Origin of the sequence: Pseudomonas fluorescens, from assembly GCF_000730425.1 — a bacterium.
In the GTDB taxonomy this organism is placed as follows: Bacteria; Pseudomonadota; Gammaproteobacteria; order Pseudomonadales; family Pseudomonadaceae; genus Aquipseudomonas; species Aquipseudomonas fluorescens_X.
In genome coordinates, this window is the sequence record NZ_CP008896.1 from 5,454,202 (window position 1) to 5,479,075 (window position 24,874).

Below are 24,874 nucleotides of genomic sequence, written 5' to 3' on the forward strand. Positions count from 1 at the left end.
ATTGACGCCGGGAATAGTAGTCTTCGGCGTTTATTGAACCCTGTCGCCCAACCCTGCTCGTCGTAACGGGAGCTGTATGTCGATACCACGTTTGAAATCTTACCTATCCATAGTCGCCACGGTGCTGGTGCTGGGTCAGGCCGTTTCCGCGCAAGCGGCGGAGTTGCCTGACTTCACCCAACTGGTGGAGCAGGCTTCTCCTGCCGTGGTGAACATCAGTACCACCCAGAAGCTGCCGGATCGTAAAGTCTCGAACCAGCAGATGCCTGACCTTGAAGGCCTGCCGCCAATGCTGCGGGAGTTCTTCGAGCGTGGCATGCCCCAGCCACGTTCGCCCCGTGGCGGTGGCGGTCAGCGTGAAGCCCAATCCCTGGGCTCGGGCTTTATCATTTCGCCTGACGGCTACATCCTGACCAATAATCATGTGATCGCCGACGCCGACGAAATCCTCGTGCGCCTGGCTGATCGCAGTGAGCTCAAGGCCAAGCTGGTCGGCACCGATCCACGCTCTGACGTGGCCTTGCTGAAGATCGAAGGCAAGGATCTGCCCGTGTTGAAACTGGGCAAATCCCAGGACCTGAAGGCTGGGCAATGGGTGGTGGCTATCGGCTCGCCGTTTGGCTTCGACCATACCGTGACCCAAGGTATCGTCAGCGCCATCGGCCGCAGCCTGCCGAACGAGAACTACGTGCCGTTCATCCAGACCGACGTGCCGATCAACCCGGGTAACTCGGGCGGTCCGCTGTTCAACCTGGCGGGTGAGGTGGTGGGGATCAACTCGCAGATCTACACCCGTTCCGGTGGTTTCATGGGTGTCTCCTTCGCTATCCCGATTGATGTGGCCATGGATGTTTCCAACCAGTTGAAAGCAGGTGGCAAGGTCAGCCGTGGCTGGTTGGGCGTGGTGATTCAGGAAGTGAACAAAGACCTGGCCGAATCTTTTGGTCTCGACAAGCCAGCCGGTGCCCTGGTCGCGCAGATTCAGGATGACGGCCCGGCTGCCAAAGGCGGCCTGCAGGTTGGCGATGTGATCCTGAGCATGAACGGCCAGCCGATTGTCATGTCGGCCGATCTGCCGCACTTGGTCGGTGCGCTCAAGGCTGGCAGCAAGGCCAAGCTGGAAGTGATCCGCGAGGGCAAGCGCCAGAATGTCGAGTTGACCGTGGGTGCCATCCCAGAGGAAGGCCAGGAGCTGGGCGCGCTGGGTGGCAAGTCCGGTGCCGAGCGCAGCAGTAATCGCCTGGGCATCGCCGTGGTCGAGTTGACTGACGAGCAGAAGAAGAGCTTCGACCTCAAGAGCGGTGTGGTAATCAAGGAAGTCCAGGACGGTCCAGCTGCCCTGATCGGCCTGCAGCCGGGTGACGTGATTACCCACTTGAACAACCAGGCCATCAACTCCACCAAGGAATTCACCGACATCGCCAAGGCGCTGCCGAAGAATCGCTCGGTGTCGATGCGAGTCCTGCGTCAAGGGCGTGCCAGCTTCATCACCTTCAAGCTGGCTGAGTAAAACGTTAGCTGCGGGTCAATAAAAACCCCGCTCTCGATAATCGAGGGCGGGGTTTTTTGTGGGCGGCGGATTTAGCTCATCATGCCTTTGACGATGCGTTCCTGTTCGATCAACTCACGCTGGCGGGCATCGATGCGTGAAGACAGCGGGAAATTGCTGCCGGCCCGGCGCTTGGCAAAGTCCAATTGCTGGATGGCCTGCTGGAAGTCGCCGACCAGCGCGAAGTATTCTGCGCGGGCTTGATGCAGGCCGATAATATTGCCGGACAGACCGCGGGTCTCGGCCACCTGATACCACACATCCGGATCGTCGGAGCGCGACTTGAGCAAGCCTTCCAGGGCTTTTTCTGCGTCAGCGGTGCGGTTCTGCTTGAGTAGCAGGTCCACGCGCACCTGGTTCAACGGGTAGTTGCCGGGGTACTGGGTCAGCATGCGGTCGGTGCGTTGCTGTGCGTCGGGCATGCGGTTGTTGGTGATATCCAGTTCGATCTGCGCCAGGTTGTAGGTGATGTCGTTGGGGGCCTTGACCAGCAGCGGCTTGAGGGTTTCCCGCGCCTCATTGAGCTGGGTACCCTTGATCTGGGCGATGGCCAGGCCATAGCGTGCTACATCGCTTTTTGGGTTCTCATCCAACTGGGCACGGAAGCGCTTGGCGGCCAACCCGGGCGTGTCTTCGTAAAACAACTGGACCCGGGCGCGTATCAGTTGATAGCGAAGGCTGTCTTCTGTACCGCCAGTCTTGGCCTGTTCGGCGCGGTTGCGGGTGTCGGCGATCCGCGATTCGGTGACCGGGTGTGTCAGCAAGAACTCCGGTGGCTTGGCATCGAAGCGGTACTGGCGCATCAGGCGCTCGAACATGGTCGGCATGGAGCGCGGATCGTAGCCGGCCTTGACCATATTGAGGATGCCGATGCGGTCGGCCTCTTGCTCGTTTTGTCGGGAAAAGCGCCGCTGTTCCTGGATTGCAGCGGCCTGGCTGCCGGCAATCGCGGCAATCCCGGCATCCCCGGCGCCGGCGGCGGCGGCAATAATCCCGCCGAGCAGGGCGGCCATCATCGGGATCTGCATCCGTTGCTGGGCTTCCACACCACGGGCGAAGTGACGCTGGGACAAGTGCGCCAATTCGTGGGCCATGACCGAGGCATATTCGCCTTCGGTCTGAGCGTTGAGGAACAGGCCGCCGTTGACCCCGACAATCCCGCCCGGCGCGGCAAACGCGTTGAGTTGCGGGCTGTTGATCAGGATGAACTCCAGGCGCCGGTCATTGACCTGGCTGGTCTCTACCAGCTTGTAAACGCTGGTTTCGACGTAATCCTTGAGCTGCGGGTCGTTGAGGACCGACACCTGGCCGCGCAGGAATGCCAGCCAGGCCCGGCCCAGTTGATGTTCCTGCTGTGGCGAGACAATGGCAGAACTGGCGTCGCCAAGTGACGGCAGATCGTCAGCGAAGCCTGGAGAGGCAAGCAGGCAAGCCAGCGTCAGCAGGGTAGGGCGCAATAAAGTCATGCACAAAGCCTTTCGACAAAGACCTTACTGTAGCCGGACACTGAGCCTGGGACCAGATATTCTAAGCGCCCCCTGATGCCGCCTGGAGCAAAACCATGACCGATGCTGTAAACCACGACGCCGAGCTCGATGCCAGCGGCCTGAACTGCCCGTTGCCACTGCTCAAGGCCAAGATGGAACTCAATCGGCTGGCCAGCGGTGCGGTGCTCAAGGTGATCGCTACGGATGCGGGTTCCCAGCGGGACTTTCGCACGTTTGCCAGGTTGGCGGGGCACGTGCTGTTGCACGAGGAGGCCGATAACGGCGTCTATCGCTACTGGTTGCGTAAGGCCTGAGCTGCGAGGAGTACCCCCATCGCGGGCAAGCCCGCTCCCACATTGACCGGGTTGTCTTGCCGGGCACCGATCTGATGTAGGAGCTGGCTTGCCAGCGATAGCTATCTAACGGCCACCAGCCTCATCAAGCCTTGTCCAGCGCCTGCGCCGCAGCCAATACCGCATCCACATGCCCCGGCACCTTCACACCGCGCCATTCCTGGCGCAGCACACCCTTCTTGTCGATCAGGAAGGTGCTGCGATCCACCCCCATATATTCCTTGCCGTACAGTTTCTTCAGCTTGATCACATCAAACAGCTGGCAAACCGCTTCATCCTTGTCGCTGATCAGCTCGAAGGGGAAGGCCTGCTTGGCCTTGAAGTTCTCGTGGGACTTCACGCTGTCCCGGGACACCCCGAATACCTCGGTGTTCGCAGCCTGGAACGCGGCATGTTGATCGCGAAAACCCTGGCCTTCGGTGGTGCAGCCGGGCGTGCTGTCTTTAGGGTAGAAGTAGATCACCACTTGCTTGCCCTTGAGTCCCGCGAGGCTGAACGTCTGCCCGCTGGTCGCCTGGGCTTGGAAATCGGCGACCGGTTTGTCGATGACTACCGCCATGAAGAACTTCCTTACATTGGATTCTGTGGGCGCCACGGTTCGATCAGTGCATCCAGGTTCAGTGCATCGGCGAAATCCAGGAACTGGTCACGCAGCCAACTGATCTGCACACCGGCCGGCAAGGTCACGGTAAAGGTGGCGTTAAGCATCGTGCCACCAGTCTGCGGGGCCTGGTAGGTATCGCAGGTCAGGTTTTCCAGCTCGACGTTATGGTCGATAAAGAACTGGCACAGTTCATTGACGATGTCCGAACGGTAGGCCGAGCTGACGTAGGCCACATACGGCAATGCCTGGGGGCGGTTTTCCAGCGCCGCACTGCGCACCACGTTGACAGTGAAGTCGTGCTTCTTGGCCAGGGTCGGCAAGCCGGCCTCCAGGCGCGCCAGGGCATCCCAGCTCCCGGAAATCTGCAGGACCAGCGCACTGCACTCGCCATGGCGAGTCAGGCGTGAGGTCACGACGGCGCAGCGGTTCTCATGGCTGGCACGGCACAGGACGTTAGTCAGCTCCATGGGGTTGGCGCCAAGGGCACTGATAACAAGGAATTGTTCGCGGACTGTGGGGGTGGACATGCAGCATTCCTAAAGCGATGAGCGGTCGATACGAACGTGCGGTACCGATCAAAGGATCAAGGGTAGCGAAAAGTGCCGCCAAGGGCTAGGACGTGGCGTTTTCATTGCATATTCAATGGCCGTTGGCCGTGCTTTGGCCCAATGATGGCATTGCTCGCAACTAAGTTGATCCAGAACGCATCCTCGGAGGGTACTTCGCTTGTGCAAGCATCTTGGCGCCAGTACCATTACGGCTCTCTTTTTCCGGCAGGAGCGGTTGCATGATTGCGGGCAGTATGGTGGCACTGGTCACACCCATGGATGCACAAGGTAATCTCGACTGGGACAGCCTGGGCAAACTGGTGGACTTTCACCTGCAAGAAGGCACCAACGCCATTGTGGCCGTAGGCACCACGGGTGAGTCGGCCACGCTTGATGTGGAAGAGCACATCGAGGTGATCGAGTTTGTGGTCAAGCGCGTTGCAGGGCGTATCGCGGTGATCGCCGGGACGGGCGCCAACTCGACGCGCGAAGCGATCGAGCTGACCAAGAACGCCAAGAAAGCCGGCGCCGATGCCTGCCTGCTGGTGACGCCGTATTACAACAAGCCGACCCAGGAAGGCTTGTACCAGCACTTCAAGGCCATCGCCGAAGCCGTCGACATCCCGCAGATCCTCTACAACGTGCCGGGTCGCACGGCATGCGACATGCAGGCCGCGACTGTGATCCGCCTGTCTACCGTGCCGAATATCATCGGTATCAAGGAAGCCACGGGCGACCTGCAGCGCGCCAAGGACATCCTGGCCGGCGTGAGCAGCGACTTCCTGTTGTACTCCGGCGACGACGCCACGGCCGTGGAACTGATCCTGCTGGGTGGCAAAGGCAATATCTCGGTAACCGCCAATGTGGCCCCGCGCGCCATGAGCGAGCTGTGTGCCGCAGCCATCGCCGGTGATGCCGTCAAGGCCCGGGCGATCCATGAGCAACTGATGCCGCTCAACAAGACCTTGTTTATCGAATCCAATCCTATTCCCGTGAAATGGGCGCTGCATGAAATGGGCCTGATGCCGGACGGTATCCGTCTGCCGCTCACCCAACTCAGCCCAGCCTGTCACGAACCGCTGCGACAGGCCCTGCGCCAGTCCGGCGTCCTGGTTTAATTGAGGAAGCACTACGCATGAAGCGATTGGCCGGACTTTCCGCACTTGCCTTGATTATCTCCAGCACCAGTGGCTGCGGTTGGATCTGGGGCCCGGAAGGCTACTTCCGTGACCGCGGCAGCGATTACCTGGAAGCACAACAAACCGCACCGATGCAATTACCGCCGGACGTCAACGTCGCCAAGCGCCTTGACCCACTGCTGCCGATCCCGCGCAACGTGGCCGACGATACGGTCAAGGGCGAGTACGAGGTGCCCCGTCCACAGCCGATTTCGGCCACGGCCGATGCCAGCGACTACAGCCTGCAGAAAAGCGGCGACTCGCGCTGGATCATGGCCCAGCGCCCGCCTGCCGAAGTCTGGCCGGTGGCGGTGCAGTTCTTCCAGGACAATGGCTTTCGTATCGACGAGCAGCGTCCGCAGACCGGTGAATTCACCACGGCATGGCAGCAGCCGAGCGAGCTGTCGGCCAACATGGCCAAGCGCTTGCAGGCTGGTGGTGTCGCCGCTGATGGCGAAAGCCGCATCCGCGTGCGCATCGAGCCAGGCGTGCAACGCAATACCAGCGAAGTCTACGTAGTCAGCGCCGAGCGTCCTGCCGGCAGCACCTCCAACGTCGAATTCACCAATCGCTCGGTCAATAGCGGTGTTGATGCTGCGCTGGTCGACGAGATGCTTGCCAGCATGAGCCGCATCTCCGAGAAGGGCGGTTCCGTGTCCCTGCTCGCCGCGCGTGATTACGACACCCCTAGCCGTGTCAGCCTCACCGAAGATGGCAGCGGCAACGTCGTACTCAACCTGGGTGAAGACCTGGATCGTGCCTGGGCCAGCGTTGGCCGTGCCTTGGAGCAGGGGCCATGGCGTGTCGAGGACATCAACCGCAGCCTGGGCCTGTATTACATCAACGTGGCTGAAAAGGCCGAGAAGAAAGACGACGAGCGTGGTTTCTTCAGCAAGTTGTTCGGCAGCGAGCCGACCAAGGAAGAGATCGAGACCCGCGCCGAGCGTTATCAAGTGCGCTTGAGCAAGGTTGGCGACAACGTGCAAGTCACCGTCGAGAAAAACATCAATACTGTGGCGCCAGCAGAAACGGCGCGCAAAGTGTTGGGTGTGATTCAGGACAACCTGGGCTGATCCGATGCGTTTTGCTGTTCTCGGCAGCGGTAGCCAAGGGAACGGCACGCTTGTAGCCCATGACGACACGTACGTCCTGGTAGATTGTGGTTTCTCCTTGCGGGAAACCGAGCGCCGCCTGCTGCGCCTGGGGGTTCATCCAGCGCAGTTGAGCGCGATCCTAGTGACCCACGAGCATGCCGACCACGTGCATGGCGTGGGTTTGCTGTCTCGGCGCTACAATCTTCCGGTGTATTTGAGTCGCGGCACCTTGCGCGGGATGCGCAAACCCGTTGAGCCGGCAGGTTTCCTGGCCGATGGCGAGCAACTGCAGATCGGCGCCTTGAGCATCGATGTGATTGCCGTTGCCCACGATGCCCATGAGCCTACGCAATATGTATTCAGTGACGGCGAGCGCCGCTTCGGCCTGCTTACCGACCTGGGTTCCTACTGTGCCAAGGTGCTGGAAGGCTATCGGGACCTCGATGCGCTGATGATCGAGTCCAACCATTGCCGTGACCTGTTGGCGCGTGGTCATTACCCGTACTTTCTCAAACAGCGGGTCGGCGGTGAACTGGGACATTTGAACAACCACCAGGCGGCATACCTGGTGTACGAGTTGGGCTGGCAAGACCTGCAACACCTGGTCCTGGCCCACCTGAGCAGCAAGAACAACCTGCCGCAGCTTGCCCGGCAATGTTTTGTCGACACCCTTGGGTGCGACCCGGACTGGCTGCAACTGGCCGATCAAGATTCAGGGCTCGACTGGCGACATATCGCCTAGCCCATCTACTTACCAAGCGGAGCCCATCATGGAAAAACGTGAAGAACTCTACCGCGGCAAAGCCAAGTCGGTTTACAAGACCGACGACGCCAACCGCTTGATCCTGCTGTTTCGCAACGACACCTCGGCGTTCGACGGCAAGCGCATCGAACAGCTCGACCGCAAGGGCATGGTGAACAACAAGTTCAACGCCTTCATCATGCAGAAACTCGAAGCGGCCGGTATCCCGACCCAATTCGACAAGCTGCTGGGCGACAACGAATGCCTGGTAAAAAAACTCGACATGATTCCGGTGGAGTGCGTGGTGCGTAACTACGCCGCCGGCAGCCTGGTCAAGCGCCTGGGCGTGGAAGAGGGCCTCAAGCTCAACCCTTACACGTTCGAATTGTTTCTCAAGGACGACGCCAAGGGCGACCCGTTCATCAACGAATCTCACGTCGTGGCATTCGGTTGGGGCACTGCTGAGCAACTGGCGCGCATGAAGGAACTGTCGCTCAAGGTCAACGACGTCCTGAGTAAACTGTTCGACGACGCCGGCCTGCTGCTGGTGGACTTCAAACTGGAATTCGGTGTGTTCCACGACGGCTCCATCGTCCTGGGCGACGAGTTCAGCCCGGATGGTTGCCGGCTGTGGGACAAGGACACGCGCAAGAAGATGGACAAAGACCGCTTCCGCCAGGGCCTCGGTGACGTTATCGAAGCCTACGAAGAGGTCGCCAACCGCCTCGGCGTACCGCTGTAATCGACGCAAGCATCTGATAGCACGGAAAAAAATCCACTGAGAGCTTTGCTTCCCAGTAACAGGCTGTTATGATGCGCGCCGTTGGAGAGATGCCAGAGTGGCCGAATGGGACGGATTCGAAATCCGTTGTACCTTCACCGGTACCTAGGGTTCGAATCCCTATCTCTCCGCCATATCAGTACAAAAAGGCCCCGTTTACGGGGCCTTTTTGCATTCCGCGGTTTTATTCTCTTACTCCAATCTCTCGGCGGTGTTCATGCTGCCGCTTCCTGGGGCGCCGGGTCATGGCCAGCCGTGCGGCTGGGGAGAGGTCTTCTGCCTCGTCGATGCTGACCCGCGTGCCATAAGGCCCATCTCAATCTGCCCGTAGACGATCCAGTAGTTGACTTGACGCATCTTCTGGTCGCCCGGGCGCCCAGCAATTCGCGCAACTGAACTACGTTACCCTGGCGTTTGCGAACTCAGCGCCGCGGCATAGTCTGGAAAGTCATCCAGGCGAAGAAGCTTAACACCGCGCTCAGCCACTTCGGCGGGTACGTTTAGACCATAGTTATCAGCAGCAGAAACATTGCGAATTCCAAAGCGCTCCATGTCTTTGATCGACACGGTCCATTCCTGCGCGGCTTTGAGCTGTTGCCCCATGACGGTGATGCGATCATCTATGCCGATTTTCTTGAAAAGCGCGTTTTGCCTCACTTTGGCGTCTTCGACATAGCGAATCGCGTCGCCTCGCCAGCTCTCGAACAAGGCCATTTTGTCTGGCCCAGACAACGCCGCGCCGTCCTCGAATTTGATGTCTTCAAGGGTAGGACCTGCCATCAGGCTTTCCTGAATGGCTGATCCGTGCCAGATCACGACAGCGCCAGGGTTGATCTGTTTACGTTTGCCTGCCGGGAAAACGTAGTTGGCGCAAGAAGAGGCGCAGAGCCGTTTGACGATCACATCAAGTTCAGCGGCCAGGACGATCTCGGCGAGATCCATTCCGACGTTGACATCACCGCCACCGGAATCGATTACCAGCTTGGCGACGCTCCCGTTCGACGCTTTTACTTGGTCTGCCAGTTTGGCGACTGCATCGGCATTCAGGTCGCCGGTGTAATGAACGGAGTCACCGATAACGTCTACCGTCACCGGCAAGGCCTCAGCCAGTGCGGCTGGTGCTGTGGTGAGCAGGGATATTGCGAGCAGTGTTTTTCTCATTTTTTATAACTCACTGTGAGAGTTGACCGCAGAAAAACTACCACTTACTCGGCGCTGGTTGATGCACCCCTGGCGAGGGAGTTACTTCAAAATGCTTCTTCAGGGACGCCGGTTTTGTGCCGGACGACAGCCCACAACACGGCATTGGCCGCACCTATCACCCCAACCACGCTGCGATATTTTCAGGCACGGACGGTTCGCTTTGCAGTGAACGGGCGCCCGACCCGCGAGGTGTATGGGGCAGCAGCGTGCGCGATATGGCTTCTGGCATGCCCTAAGGCCGCCACGTTTGGCTGTCATGCCTTGGAAGTTTTGAGGGGGAGTTTTGCCTGGCGAAATTCACCTAGAAGGAGTGCGCTTATATTTATTTAAATAAATCAATAAAAAACAATGGCTTATTTATTTTTTGATTTTGTTTTCCCGTTGCCTATTTACTTAAAATTTGCCTAATGCTTATATTTTGTCGTTAATTCAAAATATAGTTCCGCACAGCGAAATATATTGAATTGTAAAAGCTGTAGCGTTCCTTCGTCATTGGCGAGGGGCGAGGGGCTTCACACATAACAACAAAAATAGGGCTGCATCATGGAGTGCCATTCCCGCGTCATTGCTACGTGTCTGCTGGTTTCCATTGGGCAGATAGGCCTGTGCGCCTCGGCGCAGGCGGACTTTTTCGTAGACAGCAAGGCCAGCGTCGAACTGCGCAACTTTTACATCAATCGCGACTACAGCCAGGCCAGCACCACCCAGTCCAAGCAGGAAGAATGGGCCCAGGGCTTTTTGCTGCGCTACGCATCTGGCTTTACTGCCGGCCCTGTGGGGTTTGGGCTGGATGCCATCGGCTTGGTTGGCTTGAAGCTCGACTCCAGCCTGGACCGTGCCGGTTCCGGTTTGTTGCCTCGCCGGCGAGATGGCCATGCGGTCGATGAAAGTGGCTCTCTTGGCCTGACTGCCAAGGTGCGGGCGTCCAAGAGCCTGCTTCGGATCGGGACCTTGCATCCGCGCCTGCCGGTGGTGCAGTTCAACGACACCCGCTTGCTGCCGCAGACGTTCGAGGGCGTGCATTTGAACGCCCAGGAGTTCGCCAACGTGACCCTTGATGCCGGGCAGATCCGCCAAGTGACCCAGCGCGACTCCACGAACCGTGAAGACCTGGCGCCCTCAGTGGCCAATGCCAAGGGCATTCGGGTCAGCAAGGGCGCCACCAGCGATGAGTTCAACTTTGCCGGTGTCGGTTACAAGTGGAGTAACCAGTTAAGTGGCAGCTACTTCTACGGCGAACTCGACCGGTTTTACCGCCAGCACAATTTCAGCCTGTTGCATGTGCTGCCGCTTGGGGAAGGGCAGTCGCTCAAGAGTGACCTGCGTTATGCCAGGTCCTACAACGAAGGCCAGAGCAATATCGATAACACTGCAGTGTCGGCGATGTTCACGTACAGCGTGGGCGGTCACGCCTTTGGCCTGGCCTACCAGAAGATGAGTGGCGACACTGGCTACGCCTATATCCATGGCGCCGATGCCTTCCTGCCCAACTTTATCTCCAACAATGACTTTGCCAACCGGGATGAAAAGTCCTGGCAGGCGCGTTACGACTTCAACTTCGCCGCTGTCGGTATTCCGGGCCTGAGCTTCATGACCCGCTATGTCTACGGCAGTGAGATCGAGTTGGGAGCCGGCAAGCCGACGGGCTCGGAATGGGAGCGCGATACGGACATTGCCTACGTGTTCCAGGAAGGGGCGTTGAAAAACCTGGGGGTGAAATGGCGTAACTCTTCTTTGCGCATGAACCACTTTGGCAGTGATCTGGACGATAACCGCCTGATCGTCAGTTACACCCTGCCACTGCTGTAGTCGAGTCGGTAACAGCCCGCCGGGCGGGTCTATAACAACAATGAGGTCGTAGCGGCTATGAAGAACGCACTTTACCCATCACGTGTACGCGCCTGGTTTACCGTCAGCATACTGATGCTGGCCTATGTCCTGTCCTTCGTTGACCGGCAGATTCTCAACCTTCTGGTGGGGCCGATCCGTCACGACATGGATATCAGCGACACGCAGATGAGCCTGTTGATGGGGCTGTCGTTCGCGATTTTCTACACGCTCTGTGGCATCCCGCTGGGGCGCATTGCCGACAGCAAGAGCCGACGTAACCTGTTGATGTGCGGGATCCTGGTGTGGAGCGGTATGACGGCTGCCTGCGGCATGGTCAAAGGCTACTGGCAGTTTCTTTTTTGCCGGATCGGCGTGGCGGCTGGCGAGGCCTCGCTGGCGCCTTGTGCGTATTCGATGATCTCCGACAGCTTCACCCCCGAGCGTCGCGGTACGGCCTTCAGCGTGTATTCGACGGCGATTTACCTGGGCTCGGGCGTTGCCCTGTTGCTGGGCGGAGTCGCAGTGCACTTTGCTACCAGTCAGGGCGATATGACATTGCCGCTGATTGGCACGGTGCGCCCGTGGCAAATGGTGTTCCTGATTCTCGGCGCTGTTGGCGTGGTCTTTTCCCTGTGCTTGCTGTTGTTGCGCGAGCCGGTGCGTCATGGCGTGGGGGCGGGGTTGGAACTGCCGTTTTCGGAGTTCGTCGATTACCTGCGTAAAAACCGGCGCACCATGCTTTGCCATAACCTGGGCTTTGCTTGCCTGACGTTTACGGCCTACGGCAGCAGTGCCTGGATCCCGACATTTTTTGTGCGTTCGTTCGACATGAGCGTACCTGAGGTCGGGGTGATCTACGGCAGCATGCTGGCGATCTGTGGCTCCCTTGGCTTGCTGGTGGGCGGCCGGTTGTGCGACTGGCTGATCAAGCGTGGTCACCGTGACGCGCCCTTGCGTATCGCAATCCTGGCCGCCGTGCTGACCCTGCCGTCGAACCTGGGCTATCTGGTCGATGATAAGAACCTTGCTCTGGTGATGATGGCTTTGCACGTCTTCACTGTGAGCATGCCATTCGGCGTCGGTCCCTTGGCCGTGCAAGAAGTCGTGCCCAGCCCGATGCGTGGCCAGGCATCGGCTCTTTATCAGTTTGCAGTGACGTTGATCGGCCTGGGGATCGGCCCGACCGCCGTGGCCTTGGGCACCGATTATGTCTTTGGCAGTGACTCGGCGCTGCGCTATTCGCTGGCGGTGGTGACGGGGGTTTCGCTGGTGCTGGCCGTGGTGATTCTGATGAGCGGCCTGCGTTCGTATCGCGAAAGCCTGGAGCGTCTCAAAAGCTGGGCGCCCAAGGATCCTACGGTGGCGATACCTGGCCGGCAGGTGCCTGCGGCTGACGCTTGAGCCCTCTATTTTTCTGGCCTGATCAAGCTGACACCCCTTGGGTGTCAGCTTTTTTTTCGTCGGCAATCGCTCCACAAATCGTTTGCCAAAACATGATGCTTTGATAATATTTAGTAGCATGTTCCGCAATGCGGAATATGGTTTCAATAAAAACAAAATACCGAGGTTCAGATGAATTCCAGCGTGAGCTACGAGCGCCAAGGCGAGATTGCACTGATCACCCTGAACAACCCGCCGGTCAACGCCCTCGGCCAGGCCCAGCGTGAAGGCCTGCTGCAAGCCTTGCGCCAGGCACAGGTCGACACGCAGGCCAAGGTGCTGGTGTTGCTGTGCGCGGGTCGCACCTTTATTGCCGGGGCTGATATCAAGGAGTTCGGCAAGCCGCCTCTGGCGCCGAGCCTGCCGGAAGTGGTCAACGCTTATGAACACAGCGACAAACCCTGTGTGGCGGTGATTCACGGCACGGCCCTGGGCGGTGGCCTGGAAATGGCCCTGGGTTGCCATTATCGGATCGCCCGCCGCGATGCCAGGGTCGGCCTGCCGGAGGTCAAACTCGGGCTGCTGCCGGGAGCCGGTGGTACTCAACGCTTGCCCCGCCTGGCAGGCGTGGCCAAGGCCCTGGAGATGATTGTCTCAGGCCAGCCCATCAGCGCCACTCAAGCCCGGGAACAGCACATTGTCGATGAACTGTTCGATGGCGATCCCCGCACCGCCGCCATCGCCTTTGCCCAGCGGATGCTGGACAACGGCCTGGCTGTGCGGCGCACCGGTGAGCAAACTGCCGCCCTCAAGGGCGTGGACAATGCAGCGTTGATTGCCGCCAAGCGCGCCGAGGTCGCCAAGCGTTTGCCAGGGTTCTTTTCCCCACCGCGCTGCGTCACGGCGGTCGAGGCGGCAACCCTGCTGCCACTGGCCGAAGGCTTGCAGCGCGAGCGCGCGCTGTTCCAGGAATGCCTGGCGTCTGAGCAACGCGCGGCGCTGGTGCATGGTTTTTTTGCCGAGCGCCAGTGCGCCCTGATCGACGACCTGCCCAGGGACACGCCCGTACGCACCGTTGAGCGCGTCGGGGTGATCGGTGGCGGCACCATGGGCGTGGGCATTGCCTTGAGTTTTGTCAGCGCCGGCATTGCTGTGCTGCTGCTGGAAGTCGACGAGCCAGCCTTGCAGCGGGCACTGCAACGTGCCCGCCAGACCTGCGAAGCCAGCGTGGCTCGTGGCAGCTTGAGCCCAGTGGTGATGGAGCAACGCCTGGCGCTGCTGCACGGCGGGGTGGACTACAGCGAACTGGCCAGCGCCGACCTGGTCATCGAGGCAGTGTTTGAAAGCCTGGAGGTCAAGCGCCAGGTGTTTGAGCGCCTGGACCACGTCTGCAAACCCGGCGCGATCCTCGCCAGCAATACGTCGTCGCTGGACCTGGACGTCATCGCCGGCTTCACTTCACGGGCCCAGGATGTGGTGGGCCTGCACTTTTTCAGCCCGGCCAATGTCATGCGCCTGCTTGAAGTCGTGCGCGGGCGGCACACCGCTTTCGACGTGTTGGCCACCGTCATGCAACTGAGCAAAAAGCTGAACAAGATTGCCGTGGTGGTGGGCGTCTGTGACGGTTTCGTCGGTAACCGGATGATCTTCCAATATGGCCGCGAGGCCGAGTTCCTGCTGGAGGAAGGGGCCACCCCGGAGCAAGTGGACGCGGCCTTGCGTACCTTCGGTATGGCCATGGGGCCCAATGCCATGCGCGACCTGTCGGGGCTGGATATCGGCTGGAGCATCCGCCAGCGTCAGCGCACCACGCTGCCAGCGAACTACCCGCTGCCGGGCGTGCTCGACAAGCTGTACGCCGCCGGCATGCTCGGCCAGAAGACCGGCAAGGGCTTCTATTGCTATGCCGCCGGTTCCCGCCGTCCCGAGCCGAACCCTGAACTGCTGCCGTTGCTCGAAGCCGTCTCCCGCGACAAAGGTATCGAGCGCCGCGCCCTGAGCGATGAATACATCGTCGAGCGCTGCCTGTTCGCCTTGATCAACGAGGGCGCAAAAATCCTTCAGGAAGGCATTGCCCGGCGTAGCAGTGACATCGATGTGATCTACCTCAACGGCTACGGTTTTGCCGCCTGGCGAGGCGGCCCGATGTTTTATGCCGACAGCCTGGGCCTGGACAAGGTGCTGGCCCGTATTCGCGAGTTCCACCAACGCTTCGGCGCCTGGTGGGAACCCGCGCCGCTGCTGGAAAAACTGGCGGCAGAAGGGCGGCGCTTCGCTGACTGGAAACTGGATGCATAACGGCCTGCTTCACGGTCTATCAATGGCTTGGAGAAACAACATGGATATTCATTTTACCGCTGAAGAACTGGCGTTTCGTGATGAAGTCAGGGCCTTCTTGAAGCACAAACTGCCCCAGGACCTGGCCGACAAGGTACGCCTGGGCAAGCCCTTGTCCAAGGATGACCACCTGCGTTGGCAGGCCATCCAGAATGCTCAGGGTTGGTACGCCACCCATTGGCCGGTGGCCTTTGGCGGTACTGGCTGGGGCGCCGTGCAAAAGCATATCTATGAAGAGGAATGCGCGCTGGTGGGCGCTCCGCGCAGTATTCCGTTTGGGGTCAACATGGTGGCACCGGTGCTGATCAAGTTCGGCACGCCACAGCAACAAGACTACTACTTGCCACGCATCCTCAACGGTGCGCACTGGTGGTGCCAGGGCTACTCCGAGCCCGGTGCCGGCTCTGACCTGGCCTCGTTGAAAACCCGTGCGGTGCGCGAGGGCGACTCTTACATCGTCAATGGCCAGAAGACCTGGACCACCCTGGGCCAGCACGCCAACATGATTTTCTGCCTGGTGCGCACTGACCCGCAGGCGCAGAAGCAACGGGGTATTTCCTTCCTGTTGATCGATATGGCCAGCCCGGGTATCAGCGTGCGGCCGATCATCACCCTGGACGGCGAACACGAGGTCAACGAGGTGTTCTTCGACAACGTCAAGGTGCCGGTCGAGAACCTGGTAGGCGAAGAAAACCAAGGCTGGACGTGCGCCAAATACCTGCTCACCTACGAGCGTACCGGCCTTGCGGGAATCGGCGCATCGAAGGCGGCGCTGGCCCATCTCAAGCGCATTGCCCGCAAACAGATGAGCGAAGGCCGACCGATCTTCGACGACCCACTGTTCAGGGCCCAGGTCGCGGAGTTGGAAATGCAATTGATGGCCACCGAAATGAGCACCCTGCGCACCCTGGCTGCGGCCAAGGACGGCGGGGTGCCCGGTGCGGAAAGTTCGATCCTCAAGGTCAAGGGCACCGAAGTCCGTCAGGCCATCAGCCACTTGCTGCGCAAAGTGATCGGGCCTTACGCGCTGCCCTATCTGGAAGAAGAACTGGGCCTGGATCATCCGGGCGATCCCCTGCTCGCCGACTACAGCGTGGCGTTGGCCAGCCAGTATTTCAACCTGCGCAAGCTGTCGATTTTCGGCGGCTCCAACGAAATTCAGAAAAACATCGTCGCCAAGATGATTCTCGAACTGTAAGGGGCTCTGATCATGGACTTCAAACTGACCGAAGAGCAGCAGATGCTGCAAGATACCGCCACCCGCCTGGTGCGCGACGCCTACAGCTTCGAGGCACGTGAGCAGTACGCCCGGAGCGAGGAGGGCTTCAGCCGTGCGTTCTGGCAGCAGCTCGGTGAACTGGGGCTGACGGCGGTGCCATTCCCCGAGGCCCTGGGCGGTTTTGGTGGGGGTGGCGTCGATACGATGCTGCTGATGACCGAGTTCGGCCGCGGCTTGTGCCTGGAACCTTACGTGGAGTCGGTGATTTATGCCGGTGGCTTGCTGATGCAGCTCGCCAGCCCGGCCCAGCAGCAAGAGCTGCTGGCGCCAGTGGCCAGCGGGCAATTGCTGCTTGCCACAGCCTTTGAGGAGCAACACAGCCACTACCATTTGAACGATGTGCAGACCCGTGCCGAACACAGCGCCGAGGGCTGGACACTGACCGGGCGCAAAGCGGTGGTGATGGGGGGGCATCAGGCCGGCTTGATTCTGGTCAGCGCGCGGATCAGCGGTGAGAGTCGCGATGAGCACGGCATCGGCCTGTTCCTGATCGATCCGCAGGCCGCTGGCGTCGAGCGTCGTACCTACCCTACGGTTGATGGTCGCAAAGCCTGCGACCTTTACCTGGACAAGGTAAAGGTCTCTGCCGATCACGTCGTGGGTGAGCCGGGCCAGGCATTGGCAGCCATGCGTTATCAGCAAGGGCGGGCCATTGCCGCACAGTGCGCGGATGCCCTGGGCAGCATGCAGGAAGCGTGTCGCCTGACCCTGGAATACCTGAAGACCCGGCAACAGTTCGGGGTGGCGATTGGTCAGTTCCAGGTGCTGCAGCACCGCATGGTGGACATGCGCACCGACCTGGAACAGGCCACCAGCATGGCCATCCTGGCCGCGTGCTGCTGCGATGAAGGCGATAGCCTGGAACGCACCAGGACCTTGGCCGCGGCCAAGTTCATCGTCACCCGCGCCGCGCGCAGCATCGCCGAGCAGGCGATCCAGCTGCACGGCGGTATCGGCATGACCTGGGAATACACCCTGGCGCATCACGCCAAGCGCCTGGTGATGCTCAGCCATCAGTTCGGAGATGACGACCATCACCTCAAGGCCTATGCCGCCTTGCTCGATGCCGCATGAACCGCCCATTTTTCATTCTGAGGGAGCAATCATGAAAGTCCTCGTCGCAGTCAAACGAGTGGTCGACTACAACGTGAAAGTTCGCGTCAAGGCGGACAATTGCGGCGTCGATCTGGCTAACGTCAAAATGTCGATGAACCCCTTCTGCGAAATCGCCGTGGAAGAAGCCGTACGCCTGAAAGAGCTCTCTATAAAAGAAGGGCGTGTCGCGACTGAAATCGTCGTGGTTTCCGTAGGACCATCCACGGCTCAAGAGCAGCTGCGCACCGCCCTGGCCCTAGGCGCCGACCGTGCCATCCTGGTCGAATCCGCTGAAGACCTGACCTCCCTGGCCGTTGCCAAGCTGCTCAAAGCCGTTGTCGACAAGGAGCAGCCGCAGCTGGTGATCCTCGGCAAACAGGCCATCGACAGCGACAACAACCAGACTGGCCAGATGCTGGCTGCCCTGACCGGTTACGGCCAGGGCACTTTCGCCTCGAAAGTCGAAGTCAGTGGCGACAGCGTTGCCGTGACCCGTGAAATCGATGGCGGCGCGCAGACTGTTTCCTTGAAACTGCCGGCCATTGTCACCACTGACCTGCGTTTGAACGAGCCGCGTTATGCGTCCCTGCCAAACATCATGAAAGCCAAGAAGAAGCCGCTTGAGTCGGTGACTCCAGAGGCTTTGGGCGTTTCCACCGCCTCCACCAACAAGACCGTCAAAGTTGAAGCACCGGCTGCACGCAGCGCGGGCATCAAGGTCAAGTCGGTGGCCGAACTGGTCGAGAAACTGAAAAACGAAGCGAAGGTAATCTAAACATGACTATCTTGGTAATCGCTGAACACGACAACAAGGTGCTGGCCCCGGCCACCCTGAACACCGTGGCCGCTGCCGCCAAAATCGGTGGTGAGATTCACGTGCTGGTAGCCGGCCAGGGCGCTGGCGCCGTGGCTGAAGCCGCTGCGAAAATCGCGGGCGTGAGCAAGGTACTGCTGGCCGACAACGCCGCTTACGCTCACCAGTTGCCGGAAAACGTCGCTCCTTTGGTTGCAGAACTGGGCGCCGCCTACAGCCACATCCTGGCGGCCGCGACCTCCAACGGCAAAAACATCCTGCCGCGCGTTGCTGCGCAGTTGGACGTTGACCAGATCTCCGAGATCGTTTCGGTCGAAAGCGCCGACACCTTCAAGCGCCCGATCTACGCCGGTAACGCCATTGCCACTGTGCAATCGACGGCTGGCGTCAAAGTCATCACCGTGCGTGCCACCGGCTTCGACCCGGTAGCAGCCGAAGGTGGTTCGGCTGTCGTTGAAGCAGTTGCTGCTGCTCACGATGCTGGCACCTCCAGCTTTGTGGGCGAAGAGCTGGCCAAGTCGGACCGTCCTGAACTGACCGCTGCCAAGATCGTCGTTTCCGGCGGTCGTGGCATGCAGAACGGTGACAACTTCAAGCACCTGTATGCCCTGGCCGACAAGCTGGGTGCTGCGGTGGGCGCGTCGCGCGCGGCGGTCGACGCAGGTTTCGTCCCCAACGACATGCAGGTCGGCCAGACCGGCAAGATCGTGGCGCCACAGCTGTACATCGCGGTCGGTATCTCCGGCGCGATCCAGCACTTGGCGGGTATGAAAGACTCCAAGGTGATCGTTGCGATCAACAAGGACGAAGAAGCGCCGATCTTCCAGGTGGCTGATTACGGCCTGGTTGCGGACTTGTTCGAGGCTGTGCCGGAGTTGAGCGCCAGCCTGTAATGGGAGAGGCAGGAGCCGGCTTGCCGGCGAAGAACCCAAACACAACACGGGGGCCAGCAAGCTCCCCGCGTTATCGCTGACGATTTTCGCTGGCAAGCCAGCGCCTGCAGTCAGGCGCCCAGGCTTTCGATATCCCTGGCCAACATCACCAACTGGTGAGCCAGGGAGCTTTGCAGGGTGTCAGTGGGCAGTTGGAATTTCGGCGCGCCACAGGTCAGTGCCATGATGCTGCCGTCGGCCAGGCGCAGCGGAACGCCAGCGGCGTTGACGTTGCGGTCCCATTCGCCGAGGGACAGGCAAAAACCGAACTCTTCATACTCGCGGAACGACTCGTTCAACGAGATCTCCAGGGCCGGCCATTCGTCACCGGCTTTCTTGGCTATTTCGCCGATCAGATGGGCCCGCTCGTTTTCCGGCGTCGCGGCCAGGTAGGCGCGACCTGCGGCAGTGGTGCTCAACGGCAGGCGCACGCCGGCTTCCATCCGCAGGCTGGCCACATCGGGTGGGCGACAGCTTTCCACGTAGATCATCGACAGGCGATCGCGGCAGGTGAGGCCAACGGTGGTGTTGGTGCGCCGTGCGAACTCGTCCATCAGCGGCTTGCCGAGCTGGCGCACCCGCAGGTTGTTGACGTAGGCATAACCCAGGGCCAGCACTCCGGAATCGAGCTGGTACTTTTCCACGTCCTGGTTGTAGCTCAGGTAGCCCAGCTGCGTCAGGGTGTAGGTCAGGCGCGAAACCGTGGGCTTGGGCAGGCCGGTAATCCGGGCGATGTCCTGGTTGCCGCGGGTGACGTTGCCGTGGGTGAACGCGCGCAACACTTCAAGGCCCCGACTCAGGGCTTCGACGAATTTCCGGTCCTTGGGGTCGTTCTCGGGCGTTTCGATTTCTTCAGTCATGGAGGCTCGTTTGGGCAGCGGACAGGCAGTGGAAGAGGTTAGCCGATAATGCCGGGCAGTGTGGGCAGTAACTGTCGTGATTTCAATGCGGCGGCCCATATAGTCGCGCGAAATGGCAGCAGAGCGGAATCCTGTTCCGCTAGTGCAGCCATTGCACGACCCAGGACAGGGCCAGCAATAGCGGAATGGCGATCAGGGCGAAACGGCCATTCCAGGTGAGGACAATCGTCCAGGGCGAGGTGCCAGCGGTGCGCGCCAGGATCAGCACGGCGGGCCCGAAGGGTGAGAGCAGCATCGCCAGGGAAAAGGCGCAGACCAGACTGACGGCGGGCCCCAATGGGTTGATTCCGGCCACCTGCAATTGGGCCAGCAGGCCGGCACACATGCTCAGGGTAATAATCGGCGCGATGCCAACCAGGGCGAGCCCGACCACACCCAGCAGCGCCACGCATTGCAGCCAGAACACCTGCGAGGCGCCGCCCAGCAGCGGCACCAGTTGCTCCAGGGGCACCAGTTGATTGAACAGCGCGCCGAACAGCGCGGAGCAGCCAAAGATAAAGACCTCGTTGCGCATGCCCGCCAGGTGCTCGGCCAATTCATCGTAGGCCTTGCGCGGGCTTTCCAGGAACAGCCAGGCACTGACCAGCAGCGGCACCACCATCAGCGAGGCCTGGGTGATGTTCAACCCACTGAAGCTGGCCAACGCCACGATCGCAGCGATGCCCACGGCCGTGCCGAGCGCAAGAGGGGTGAGAGAGGCGACAGGGACCTCGGGAGATTTGTCCACCAGCGTCTGCAAGTGGCGGTTTTCGCTGCGTGCGCCAATGAACATCAGCAACACGGTGGCGATCACTCCATAAGGCAGCAGGTCGGTCCACGCCAGGCTTGGCACCTCACGAGTGATGATCGCCACGACAATGCTGGTTGGCGCGACCAGGGGCACCAGGGCAAAACCGCGAATGGCGGCGGTCAGTACACCTCGCTGGCCATCACGCCGGCCGAGGTGATCGGGGGCAAAAGGTTGCAGGTAGCTGTGCAAGGTCGAGCACATCAGGTTGAGCATGCCGAAACTGAGAATTGACCCCAGCCCCAGCGCCGCCAGCACGTAGCGCGGGTAGAGCAGCACGCGTGGCCCGCGCAACAGAACACGGTGCACCTCCCCAAGCGTCGGCAAGCGCTTGACCAGGCACCCCATCAGCCCCAACCCGGCAATGAACGCTGCGTAATACGCGGCGGCGCTGCTCATGCGCTGGGCGGCGGGCAGATCCAGGGGGGCCTTGACCAGCCAGAGAGCGAACAACCCCAGCGTCGCCAGGCCCAGGCGCCTGGGGTAGGGCATGAGTGACTGCCAGTGACGGATAAAGAACAAACCGAACAGCAGCGCCGCGATCAGGCTGAACGCACTGGTACGCGTGCCCAGGGCGATCAGCTCACACAGCAGGGCCAGTGGCAGCAGGCGTGTCAGCTTCACGCGGGCAGGCGGCGCAGGCGGCTGCGTTTGAACACGCCTTCGGCGCTGGCCAGCAGGTTGTCTTCGGCATCGAGTACGTCACAGGCGGCCATGTAGATTTTCGGCCCGCCGCCGCGCACCCGGGCGACTGCCCGTACCCGGCTGCCTGCGGGGGCAGGTGCCATGTAATTGATGTTCAGTGACAGGGTCAGGGACAGGCGCCACAGGTCCGGGTCGATGTTCCAGGTTCCGCACATGCCCAGTGCCGAGTCGGCCATGGCTGCGATCACACCGCCGTGCAGGTTGCCGGCCTGGTTCAGGTGCTCGGGGTTGATCTGCAACGCGATGATGGTCTGCGCCTGGCCGTACTCAACCAGCTCAAGGCCCAGGTACGCGGCGAATCCACTGAACAGGCCTGTCAGGTCGGCGGGGGGTGAGACGGTCATGGTGTGTTCTCTTCTTGTTATGGGTGACGTGTTTTTCAACGGCGGCACTTGCTATGCACGGTATGTTCCGCAAAGAGCCGTTTTTAGATTGAAGTTGAGCCTGACAATAATTAGTATTCTAGTCAATATGGAATTAGGTTCTGCACAGCGAAACATTAATTCGGAGAAGTCATGTTTTCACGTATCGGTGTGATTGGCAGCGGCGCCATGGGCCGTGGCATTGTTCAAGTGTTTGCGACGTCGGGCTGCGAAGTGTTGCTGTATGACGTGCGTCCCGAGGCCGTCGAGCAGGCGCTGAGCTTTAACCGGGAACTGTTGGAACGCCAGGTGGCCAAGGGCAAACTCAGCCCCGCCCAACTGGAGCAGACCCTGGCGCGCATGCAGCCCGCCGCCAGCCTGCAGGCGTTGGCCGGCTGCGATCTGTTGATCGAAGCGATCGTGGAGAACCTGGAAGCCAAGCAAGGGTTGTTCCGTGAGTTGGAGGCCATCGTTGCGCCGAGCGCGGTATTGGCCACCAACACGTCGTCGCTGTCCGTCACACGGATCGCCAGCGGTTGCCAACACCCTGAGCGGGTTGCCGGCTTTCACTTCTTCAACCCGGTGCCGCTGATGAAGATCGTCGAGGTGGTGCGCGGCGAGCGTACCCAGGTGCAGGTGGTCGAGCGCCTGTGTGCGCTGGCCGAGGCGGCTGGCCACTTTGCCGCGCAAACCCCGGACACGCCGGGCTTTCTGGTCAACCATGCCGGGCGTGCCTATGGCACTGAAGCCTTGCGTATCCTGGGCGAGAACATTGCCGGTTTCGAGCAGATCGACCGCATTCTGCGCGACGGCCCGGGGTTTCGCATGGGGCCGTTCGAGTTGTTTGACCTGACGGGCCTGGATATTTCCCACGGGGTGATGGAGTCGATCTACGCGCAGTTTTATGGTGACCCGCGTTATACCCCGTCTTACCTGGCCGCCCAACGCGTGGCCGCCGGTTTGCTGGGGCGCAAGAGTGACGGGCAGGGTTTCTACCGCTACGTCGACGGCCAGCCGCTGCGTTCGCCGCAGCCGGCGCGCGCGGTGGTATCGGTTGAACGTTCCTTCTGGCTCGACAGCCAGGATCGGCAGGTGCGCGCTGAAGTGGCAGCCTTGCTCGCGGCGGGCGGGGCGACGCTTGAAGAGGCCGCTCAACCACCGGCCAACGCGATCTGCCTGATTACCCCGTTGGGCGAAGACGCCAGCAGTGTGATCGCGCGCCAGGGTTTACCCGCTGAGCGCACCCTTGCGCTGGATACCTTCTGTGATTTTTCCAAGCGCCTGGTGCTGATGCGCCAACCGGCGCTTGACCCAGGGCTGGAAGCCCAGGCGGTGCAGGCCCTGGGCAGCAGCGGGGTGCCCATTGAAGTGATCAATGACTCGCCCGGTTTCATCATTCAGCGGGTTGTGGCAAGCGTGGCCAACCTGGGGGCGGAAATCGTCCAGCGTGGCATCGCCACCCCGGCCACCCTCGACCGCGCGGTGAGGCTGGCGCTGGGTTATCCGCACGGCCCACTGGCCTTCGCCGAGTTCTATGGCGCAGACAAAATCCTTGCGGTGCTGCGTGGCCTTCAAGGGTGCTATGAGGAGCCGCGCTATCGTCCCAGCCCCTGGCTGCGCCGCCGGGTTCAGTTGGGGCTGAGCCTGCAAACTCCCGATCAACCCTCTGCCGTGCTGGAGCAATGACCATGTCTGCTTATATCTATGATGGCCTGCGTACCCCCTTTGGCCGCAGCGCCGGGGGCTTGGCCAGCGTGCGCCCGGATGACTTGCTGGGCGAGGTTATCCGTGCCCTGGTGGCGCGCAGCCCGTTCGCCGGTGCGGACTATGAAGACGTCGTGGCAGGCTGCGCCTGCCAGGCCGGTGAAGATGCGCGCAACGTGGCCCGCAATGCGGCATTGCTCGCGGGGCTGCCACTGACCACGGGTGGCCTGACCGTCAACCGCCTGTGCGGTTCGGGGCTGGCGGCGGTGCTGGATGTCAATCGGATGATTCGTTGCGATGAAGGTCAGTTGTTCATCGCCGGTGGCACCGAGAGCATGAGTCGTGCGCCGTTTGTGGTCGGCAAGAGTGAGGCTGCATTCTCCCGAGCCTTCCAGGTGTTCGACAGCAGCATCGGTGCACGCTTTCCCAACCCACGTATCGAGGCCGGGTTTGGCGCCGACAGCATGCCGCAGACCGCCGATAACATTGCGTCTGATCTGGGTATCAGCCGTGCCGACAGTGATGCGTTCGCGGCACGCAGCCAGGCGTTGTATGCCAAGGCGTTGGCCGAAGGTTTCTATGTTGGGGAGCTGATGTCGGTCCCGGTGCCGCAAGGGCGCAAGTTGCCGCCCAAGGACATGGCGGCTGATGAGCACCCACGCCCGTCCACCGATGAGCCAGCGCTGGCCCGATTAGGCGCACTGTTTGAGGGGGGCGTGGTCACCGCGGGTAATGCCTCGGGCATCAACGATGGCGCGGCGGCACTGATCATGGGCAACCGTGCAATCGGTGAGCGTCATGACGTCAAGCCACGGGCACGGATTGTGGCCGGTGCGGTTGCAGGCGTTGCACCTCGGGTGATGGGCTTGGGGCCGGTTCCCGCGATCCGCAAGGTATTGGCGCGTGCCGGGCTGAGCCTGGCGCAGATGGACGTGATTGAAATCAATGAGGCCTTTGCCACCCAGGTATTGGGGTGCGCCAAAGAGTTGGGCCTGGCCTTTGACGACCCCCGCTTGAATGCCCAGGGCGGTGCGATTGCCATTGGCCATCCGCTGGGTGCTTCGGGGGCCCGCCTGGTCCTGACGGCCTTGCGTAGCCTGGAGCGCCAGCAAGGGCGCTACGCCTTGGTGAGCCTGTGTATCGGGATTGGCCAGGGCATCGCCTGTGTGATCGAGCGCCTCGACTGAAGC

22 protein-coding genes and 1 tRNA gene are annotated in these 24,874 nt (G+C 60.8%); 16 read left to right on the top strand and 7 right to left on the bottom strand.

The features are described 5' to 3' along the window. Nucleotides 1-76: 76 nt before the first annotated feature. Complete coding sequence (locus HZ99_RS24470; RefSeq protein WP_038446654.1) at nucleotides 77-1,510, top strand: DegQ family serine endoprotease; 1,434 nt, start codon at nucleotides 77-79, stop codon at nucleotides 1,508-1,510. A gap of 71 nt (nucleotides 1,511-1,581) precedes the next feature. Here HZ99_RS24470 and HZ99_RS24475 read toward each other — a convergent pair whose 3' ends face one another. Next, the gene (locus HZ99_RS24475; RefSeq protein WP_038446656.1) at nucleotides 1,582-3,015 is read right to left on the bottom strand and encodes a M48 family metalloprotease; all 1,434 of its coding nucleotides are present in this window, start codon (nucleotides 3,013-3,015) and stop codon (nucleotides 1,582-1,584) included. 95 nt (nucleotides 3,016-3,110) lie between these two features. Between HZ99_RS24475 and HZ99_RS24480 the strand changes: the two genes are divergently transcribed. Continuing rightward, nucleotides 3,111-3,350, top strand: coding sequence for a sulfurtransferase TusA family protein (locus HZ99_RS24480; protein ID WP_038446657.1), 240 nt, complete (start codon nucleotides 3,111-3,113; stop codon nucleotides 3,348-3,350). A 124-nt stretch (nucleotides 3,351-3,474) separates the two neighbouring features. Here HZ99_RS24480 and HZ99_RS24485 read toward each other — a convergent pair whose 3' ends face one another. Then, on the bottom strand, nucleotides 3,475-3,948 hold the full coding sequence (locus HZ99_RS24485; RefSeq protein WP_038446659.1) for a peroxiredoxin: 474 nt from the start codon (nucleotides 3,946-3,948) through the stop codon (nucleotides 3,475-3,477). A gap of 11 nt (nucleotides 3,949-3,959) precedes the next feature. After that, entirely contained in the window at nucleotides 3,960-4,520 is a 561-nt protein-coding gene (locus HZ99_RS24490; protein WP_032857877.1) for a glycine cleavage system protein R, read from the bottom strand. A 260-nt stretch (nucleotides 4,521-4,780) separates the two neighbouring features. Here HZ99_RS24490 and dapA point away from each other — a divergent pair, with 260 nt between their 5' ends. The 5 genes from dapA to HZ99_RS24515 all read left to right on the top strand — a co-directional run bounded on the left by dapA (nucleotide 4,781) and on the right by HZ99_RS24515 (nucleotide 8,470). Beyond that, nucleotides 4,781-5,659, top strand: a complete 879-nt coding sequence (gene dapA, locus HZ99_RS24495; RefSeq protein WP_038446661.1) for a 4-hydroxy-tetrahydrodipicolinate synthase — start codon at nucleotides 4,781-4,783, stop codon at nucleotides 5,657-5,659. Between the two features lie 17 nt (nucleotides 5,660-5,676). Continuing rightward, nucleotides 5,677-6,792, top strand: coding sequence for an outer membrane protein assembly factor BamC (gene bamC, locus HZ99_RS24500; RefSeq protein ID WP_038446663.1), 1,116 nt, complete (start codon nucleotides 5,677-5,679; stop codon nucleotides 6,790-6,792). Between the two features lie 4 nt (nucleotides 6,793-6,796). Next, nucleotides 6,797-7,555 carry an MBL fold metallo-hydrolase gene (locus HZ99_RS24505; protein WP_038446664.1) on the top strand — a complete coding sequence of 253 codons (759 nt, stop codon included), beginning with the start codon at nucleotides 6,797-6,799 and terminating at the stop codon, nucleotides 7,553-7,555. A gap of 28 nt (nucleotides 7,556-7,583) precedes the next feature. Then, nucleotides 7,584-8,297: a phosphoribosylaminoimidazolesuccinocarboxamide synthase gene (gene purC / locus HZ99_RS24510; RefSeq protein WP_003211975.1), complete on the top strand. Its 714-nt coding sequence runs from the start codon at nucleotides 7,584-7,586 to the stop codon at nucleotides 8,295-8,297. An 83-nt stretch (nucleotides 8,298-8,380) separates the two neighbouring features. After that, nucleotides 8,381-8,470: transfer RNA gene (locus tag HZ99_RS24515), tRNA-Ser, on the top strand. A 268-nt stretch (nucleotides 8,471-8,738) separates the two neighbouring features. On the opposite strand, the gene HZ99_RS24520 is transcribed toward HZ99_RS24515, so the two are convergent. Continuing rightward, nucleotides 8,739-9,497 (bottom strand): hypothetical protein, encoded by a 759-nt coding sequence (locus HZ99_RS24520; protein ID WP_038446666.1) that lies wholly within the window; start codon nucleotides 9,495-9,497, stop codon nucleotides 8,739-8,741. Nucleotides 9,498-10,082: 585 nt separating this feature from the next. Here HZ99_RS24520 and HZ99_RS24525 point away from each other — a divergent pair. From HZ99_RS24525 to HZ99_RS24555, 7 genes are all read left to right on the top strand, one after another. Beyond that, nucleotides 10,083-11,348, top strand: a complete 1,266-nt coding sequence (locus tag HZ99_RS24525; RefSeq protein ID WP_038446667.1) for an OprD family porin — start codon at nucleotides 10,083-10,085, stop codon at nucleotides 11,346-11,348. Between the two features lie 57 nt (nucleotides 11,349-11,405). Beyond that, a complete protein-coding gene (locus HZ99_RS24530; protein WP_038446668.1) occupies nucleotides 11,406-12,770 on the top strand; it encodes a spinster family MFS transporter in 1,365 nt (454 codons plus the stop codon). A 171-nt stretch (nucleotides 12,771-12,941) separates the two neighbouring features. Further along, the gene (locus HZ99_RS24535; protein ID WP_038446669.1) at nucleotides 12,942-15,047 is read left to right on the top strand and encodes a 3-hydroxyacyl-CoA dehydrogenase NAD-binding domain-containing protein; all 2,106 of its coding nucleotides are present in this window, start codon (nucleotides 12,942-12,944) and stop codon (nucleotides 15,045-15,047) included. Between the two features lie 40 nt (nucleotides 15,048-15,087). After that, complete coding sequence (locus HZ99_RS24540) at nucleotides 15,088-16,284, top strand: acyl-CoA dehydrogenase family protein (protein ID WP_038446670.1); 1,197 nt, start codon at nucleotides 15,088-15,090, stop codon at nucleotides 16,282-16,284. 12 nt (nucleotides 16,285-16,296) lie between these two features. Next, nucleotides 16,297-17,439 (top strand): acyl-CoA dehydrogenase family protein, encoded by a 1,143-nt coding sequence (locus HZ99_RS24545; protein WP_038446671.1) that lies wholly within the window; start codon nucleotides 16,297-16,299, stop codon nucleotides 17,437-17,439. 31 nt (nucleotides 17,440-17,470) lie between these two features. Then, nucleotides 17,471-18,235 (top strand): electron transfer flavoprotein subunit beta/FixA family protein, encoded by a 765-nt coding sequence (locus HZ99_RS24550; RefSeq protein ID WP_038446673.1) that lies wholly within the window; start codon nucleotides 17,471-17,473, stop codon nucleotides 18,233-18,235. Between the two features lie 2 nt (nucleotides 18,236-18,237). Next, the gene (locus tag HZ99_RS24555; protein ID WP_038446674.1) at nucleotides 18,238-19,167 is read left to right on the top strand and encodes an electron transfer flavoprotein subunit alpha/FixB family protein; all 930 of its coding nucleotides are present in this window, start codon (nucleotides 18,238-18,240) and stop codon (nucleotides 19,165-19,167) included. Between the two features lie 110 nt (nucleotides 19,168-19,277). Here HZ99_RS24555 and HZ99_RS24560 read toward each other — a convergent pair whose 3' ends face one another. From HZ99_RS24560 to HZ99_RS24570, 3 genes are all read right to left on the bottom strand, one after another. Then, the gene (locus HZ99_RS24560; protein WP_038446675.1) at nucleotides 19,278-20,066 is read right to left on the bottom strand and encodes an IclR family transcriptional regulator; all 789 of its coding nucleotides are present in this window, start codon (nucleotides 20,064-20,066) and stop codon (nucleotides 19,278-19,280) included. Nucleotides 20,067-20,205: 139 nt separating this feature from the next. Continuing rightward, a complete protein-coding gene (locus HZ99_RS24565) occupies nucleotides 20,206-21,537 on the bottom strand; it encodes a hypothetical protein (protein WP_235205541.1) in 1,332 nt (443 codons plus the stop codon). After that, nucleotides 21,534-21,962 carry a PaaI family thioesterase gene (locus HZ99_RS24570; protein ID WP_038446677.1) on the bottom strand — a complete coding sequence of 143 codons (429 nt, stop codon included), beginning with the start codon at nucleotides 21,960-21,962 and terminating at the stop codon, nucleotides 21,534-21,536. The genes HZ99_RS24565 and HZ99_RS24570 overlap by 4 nt, the downstream gene beginning before the upstream one ends. Before the next feature lie 171 nt (nucleotides 21,963-22,133). On the opposite strand from HZ99_RS24570, the gene HZ99_RS24575 reads away from it, so the two are divergent. Together HZ99_RS24575 and HZ99_RS24580 are read left to right on the top strand one after the other, a co-directional pair. Next, nucleotides 22,134-23,666 carry a 3-hydroxyacyl-CoA dehydrogenase gene (locus HZ99_RS24575; protein ID WP_038446678.1) on the top strand — a complete coding sequence of 511 codons (1,533 nt, stop codon included), beginning with the start codon at nucleotides 22,134-22,136 and terminating at the stop codon, nucleotides 23,664-23,666. Nucleotides 23,667-23,668: 2 nt separating this feature from the next. Further along, entirely contained in the window at nucleotides 23,669-24,871 is a 1,203-nt protein-coding gene (locus HZ99_RS24580) for a 3-oxoadipyl-CoA thiolase (protein ID WP_038446680.1), read from the top strand. The last annotated feature ends 3 nt before the right edge of the window (nucleotides 24,872-24,874 follow it).

Excerpts from the sequence above, each read along its gene's own strand:
- HZ99_RS24470 (WP_038446654.1), top strand. The coding sequence starts at position 77 with ATGTCGATACCACGTTTGAAATCTTACCTATCCATAGTCGCCACGGTG.
- HZ99_RS24475 (WP_038446656.1), bottom strand. The coding sequence starts at position 3,015 with ATGACTTTATTGCGCCCTACCCTGCTGACGCTGGCTTGCCTGCTTGCC.
- HZ99_RS24480 (WP_038446657.1), top strand. The coding sequence starts at position 3,111 with ATGACCGATGCTGTAAACCACGACGCCGAGCTCGATGCCAGCGGCCTG.
- HZ99_RS24485 (WP_038446659.1), bottom strand. The coding sequence starts at position 3,948 with ATGGCGGTAGTCATCGACAAACCGGTCGCCGATTTCCAAGCCCAGGCG.
- HZ99_RS24490 (WP_032857877.1), bottom strand. The coding sequence starts at position 4,520 with ATGTCCACCCCCACAGTCCGCGAACAATTCCTTGTTATCAGTGCCCTT.
- dapA (WP_038446661.1), top strand. The coding sequence starts at position 4,781 with ATGATTGCGGGCAGTATGGTGGCACTGGTCACACCCATGGATGCACAA.
- bamC (WP_038446663.1), top strand. The coding sequence starts at position 5,677 with ATGAAGCGATTGGCCGGACTTTCCGCACTTGCCTTGATTATCTCCAGC.
- HZ99_RS24505 (WP_038446664.1), top strand. The coding sequence starts at position 6,797 with ATGCGTTTTGCTGTTCTCGGCAGCGGTAGCCAAGGGAACGGCACGCTT.
- purC (WP_003211975.1), top strand. The coding sequence starts at position 7,584 with ATGGAAAAACGTGAAGAACTCTACCGCGGCAAAGCCAAGTCGGTTTAC.
- HZ99_RS24520 (WP_038446666.1), bottom strand. The coding sequence starts at position 9,497 with ATGAGAAAAACACTGCTCGCAATATCCCTGCTCACCACAGCACCAGCC.
- HZ99_RS24525 (WP_038446667.1), top strand. The coding sequence starts at position 10,083 with ATGGAGTGCCATTCCCGCGTCATTGCTACGTGTCTGCTGGTTTCCATT.
- HZ99_RS24530 (WP_038446668.1), top strand. The coding sequence starts at position 11,406 with ATGAAGAACGCACTTTACCCATCACGTGTACGCGCCTGGTTTACCGTC.
- HZ99_RS24535 (WP_038446669.1), top strand. The coding sequence starts at position 12,942 with ATGAATTCCAGCGTGAGCTACGAGCGCCAAGGCGAGATTGCACTGATC.
- HZ99_RS24540 (WP_038446670.1), top strand. The coding sequence starts at position 15,088 with ATGGATATTCATTTTACCGCTGAAGAACTGGCGTTTCGTGATGAAGTC.
- HZ99_RS24545 (WP_038446671.1), top strand. The coding sequence starts at position 16,297 with ATGGACTTCAAACTGACCGAAGAGCAGCAGATGCTGCAAGATACCGCC.
- HZ99_RS24550 (WP_038446673.1), top strand. The coding sequence starts at position 17,471 with ATGAAAGTCCTCGTCGCAGTCAAACGAGTGGTCGACTACAACGTGAAA.
- HZ99_RS24555 (WP_038446674.1), top strand. The coding sequence starts at position 18,238 with ATGACTATCTTGGTAATCGCTGAACACGACAACAAGGTGCTGGCCCCG.
- HZ99_RS24560 (WP_038446675.1), bottom strand. The coding sequence starts at position 20,066 with ATGACTGAAGAAATCGAAACGCCCGAGAACGACCCCAAGGACCGGAAA.
- HZ99_RS24570 (WP_038446677.1), bottom strand. The coding sequence starts at position 21,962 with ATGACCGTCTCACCCCCCGCCGACCTGACAGGCCTGTTCAGTGGATTC.
- HZ99_RS24575 (WP_038446678.1), top strand. The coding sequence starts at position 22,134 with ATGTTTTCACGTATCGGTGTGATTGGCAGCGGCGCCATGGGCCGTGGC.
- HZ99_RS24580 (WP_038446680.1), top strand. The coding sequence starts at position 23,669 with ATGTCTGCTTATATCTATGATGGCCTGCGTACCCCCTTTGGCCGCAGC.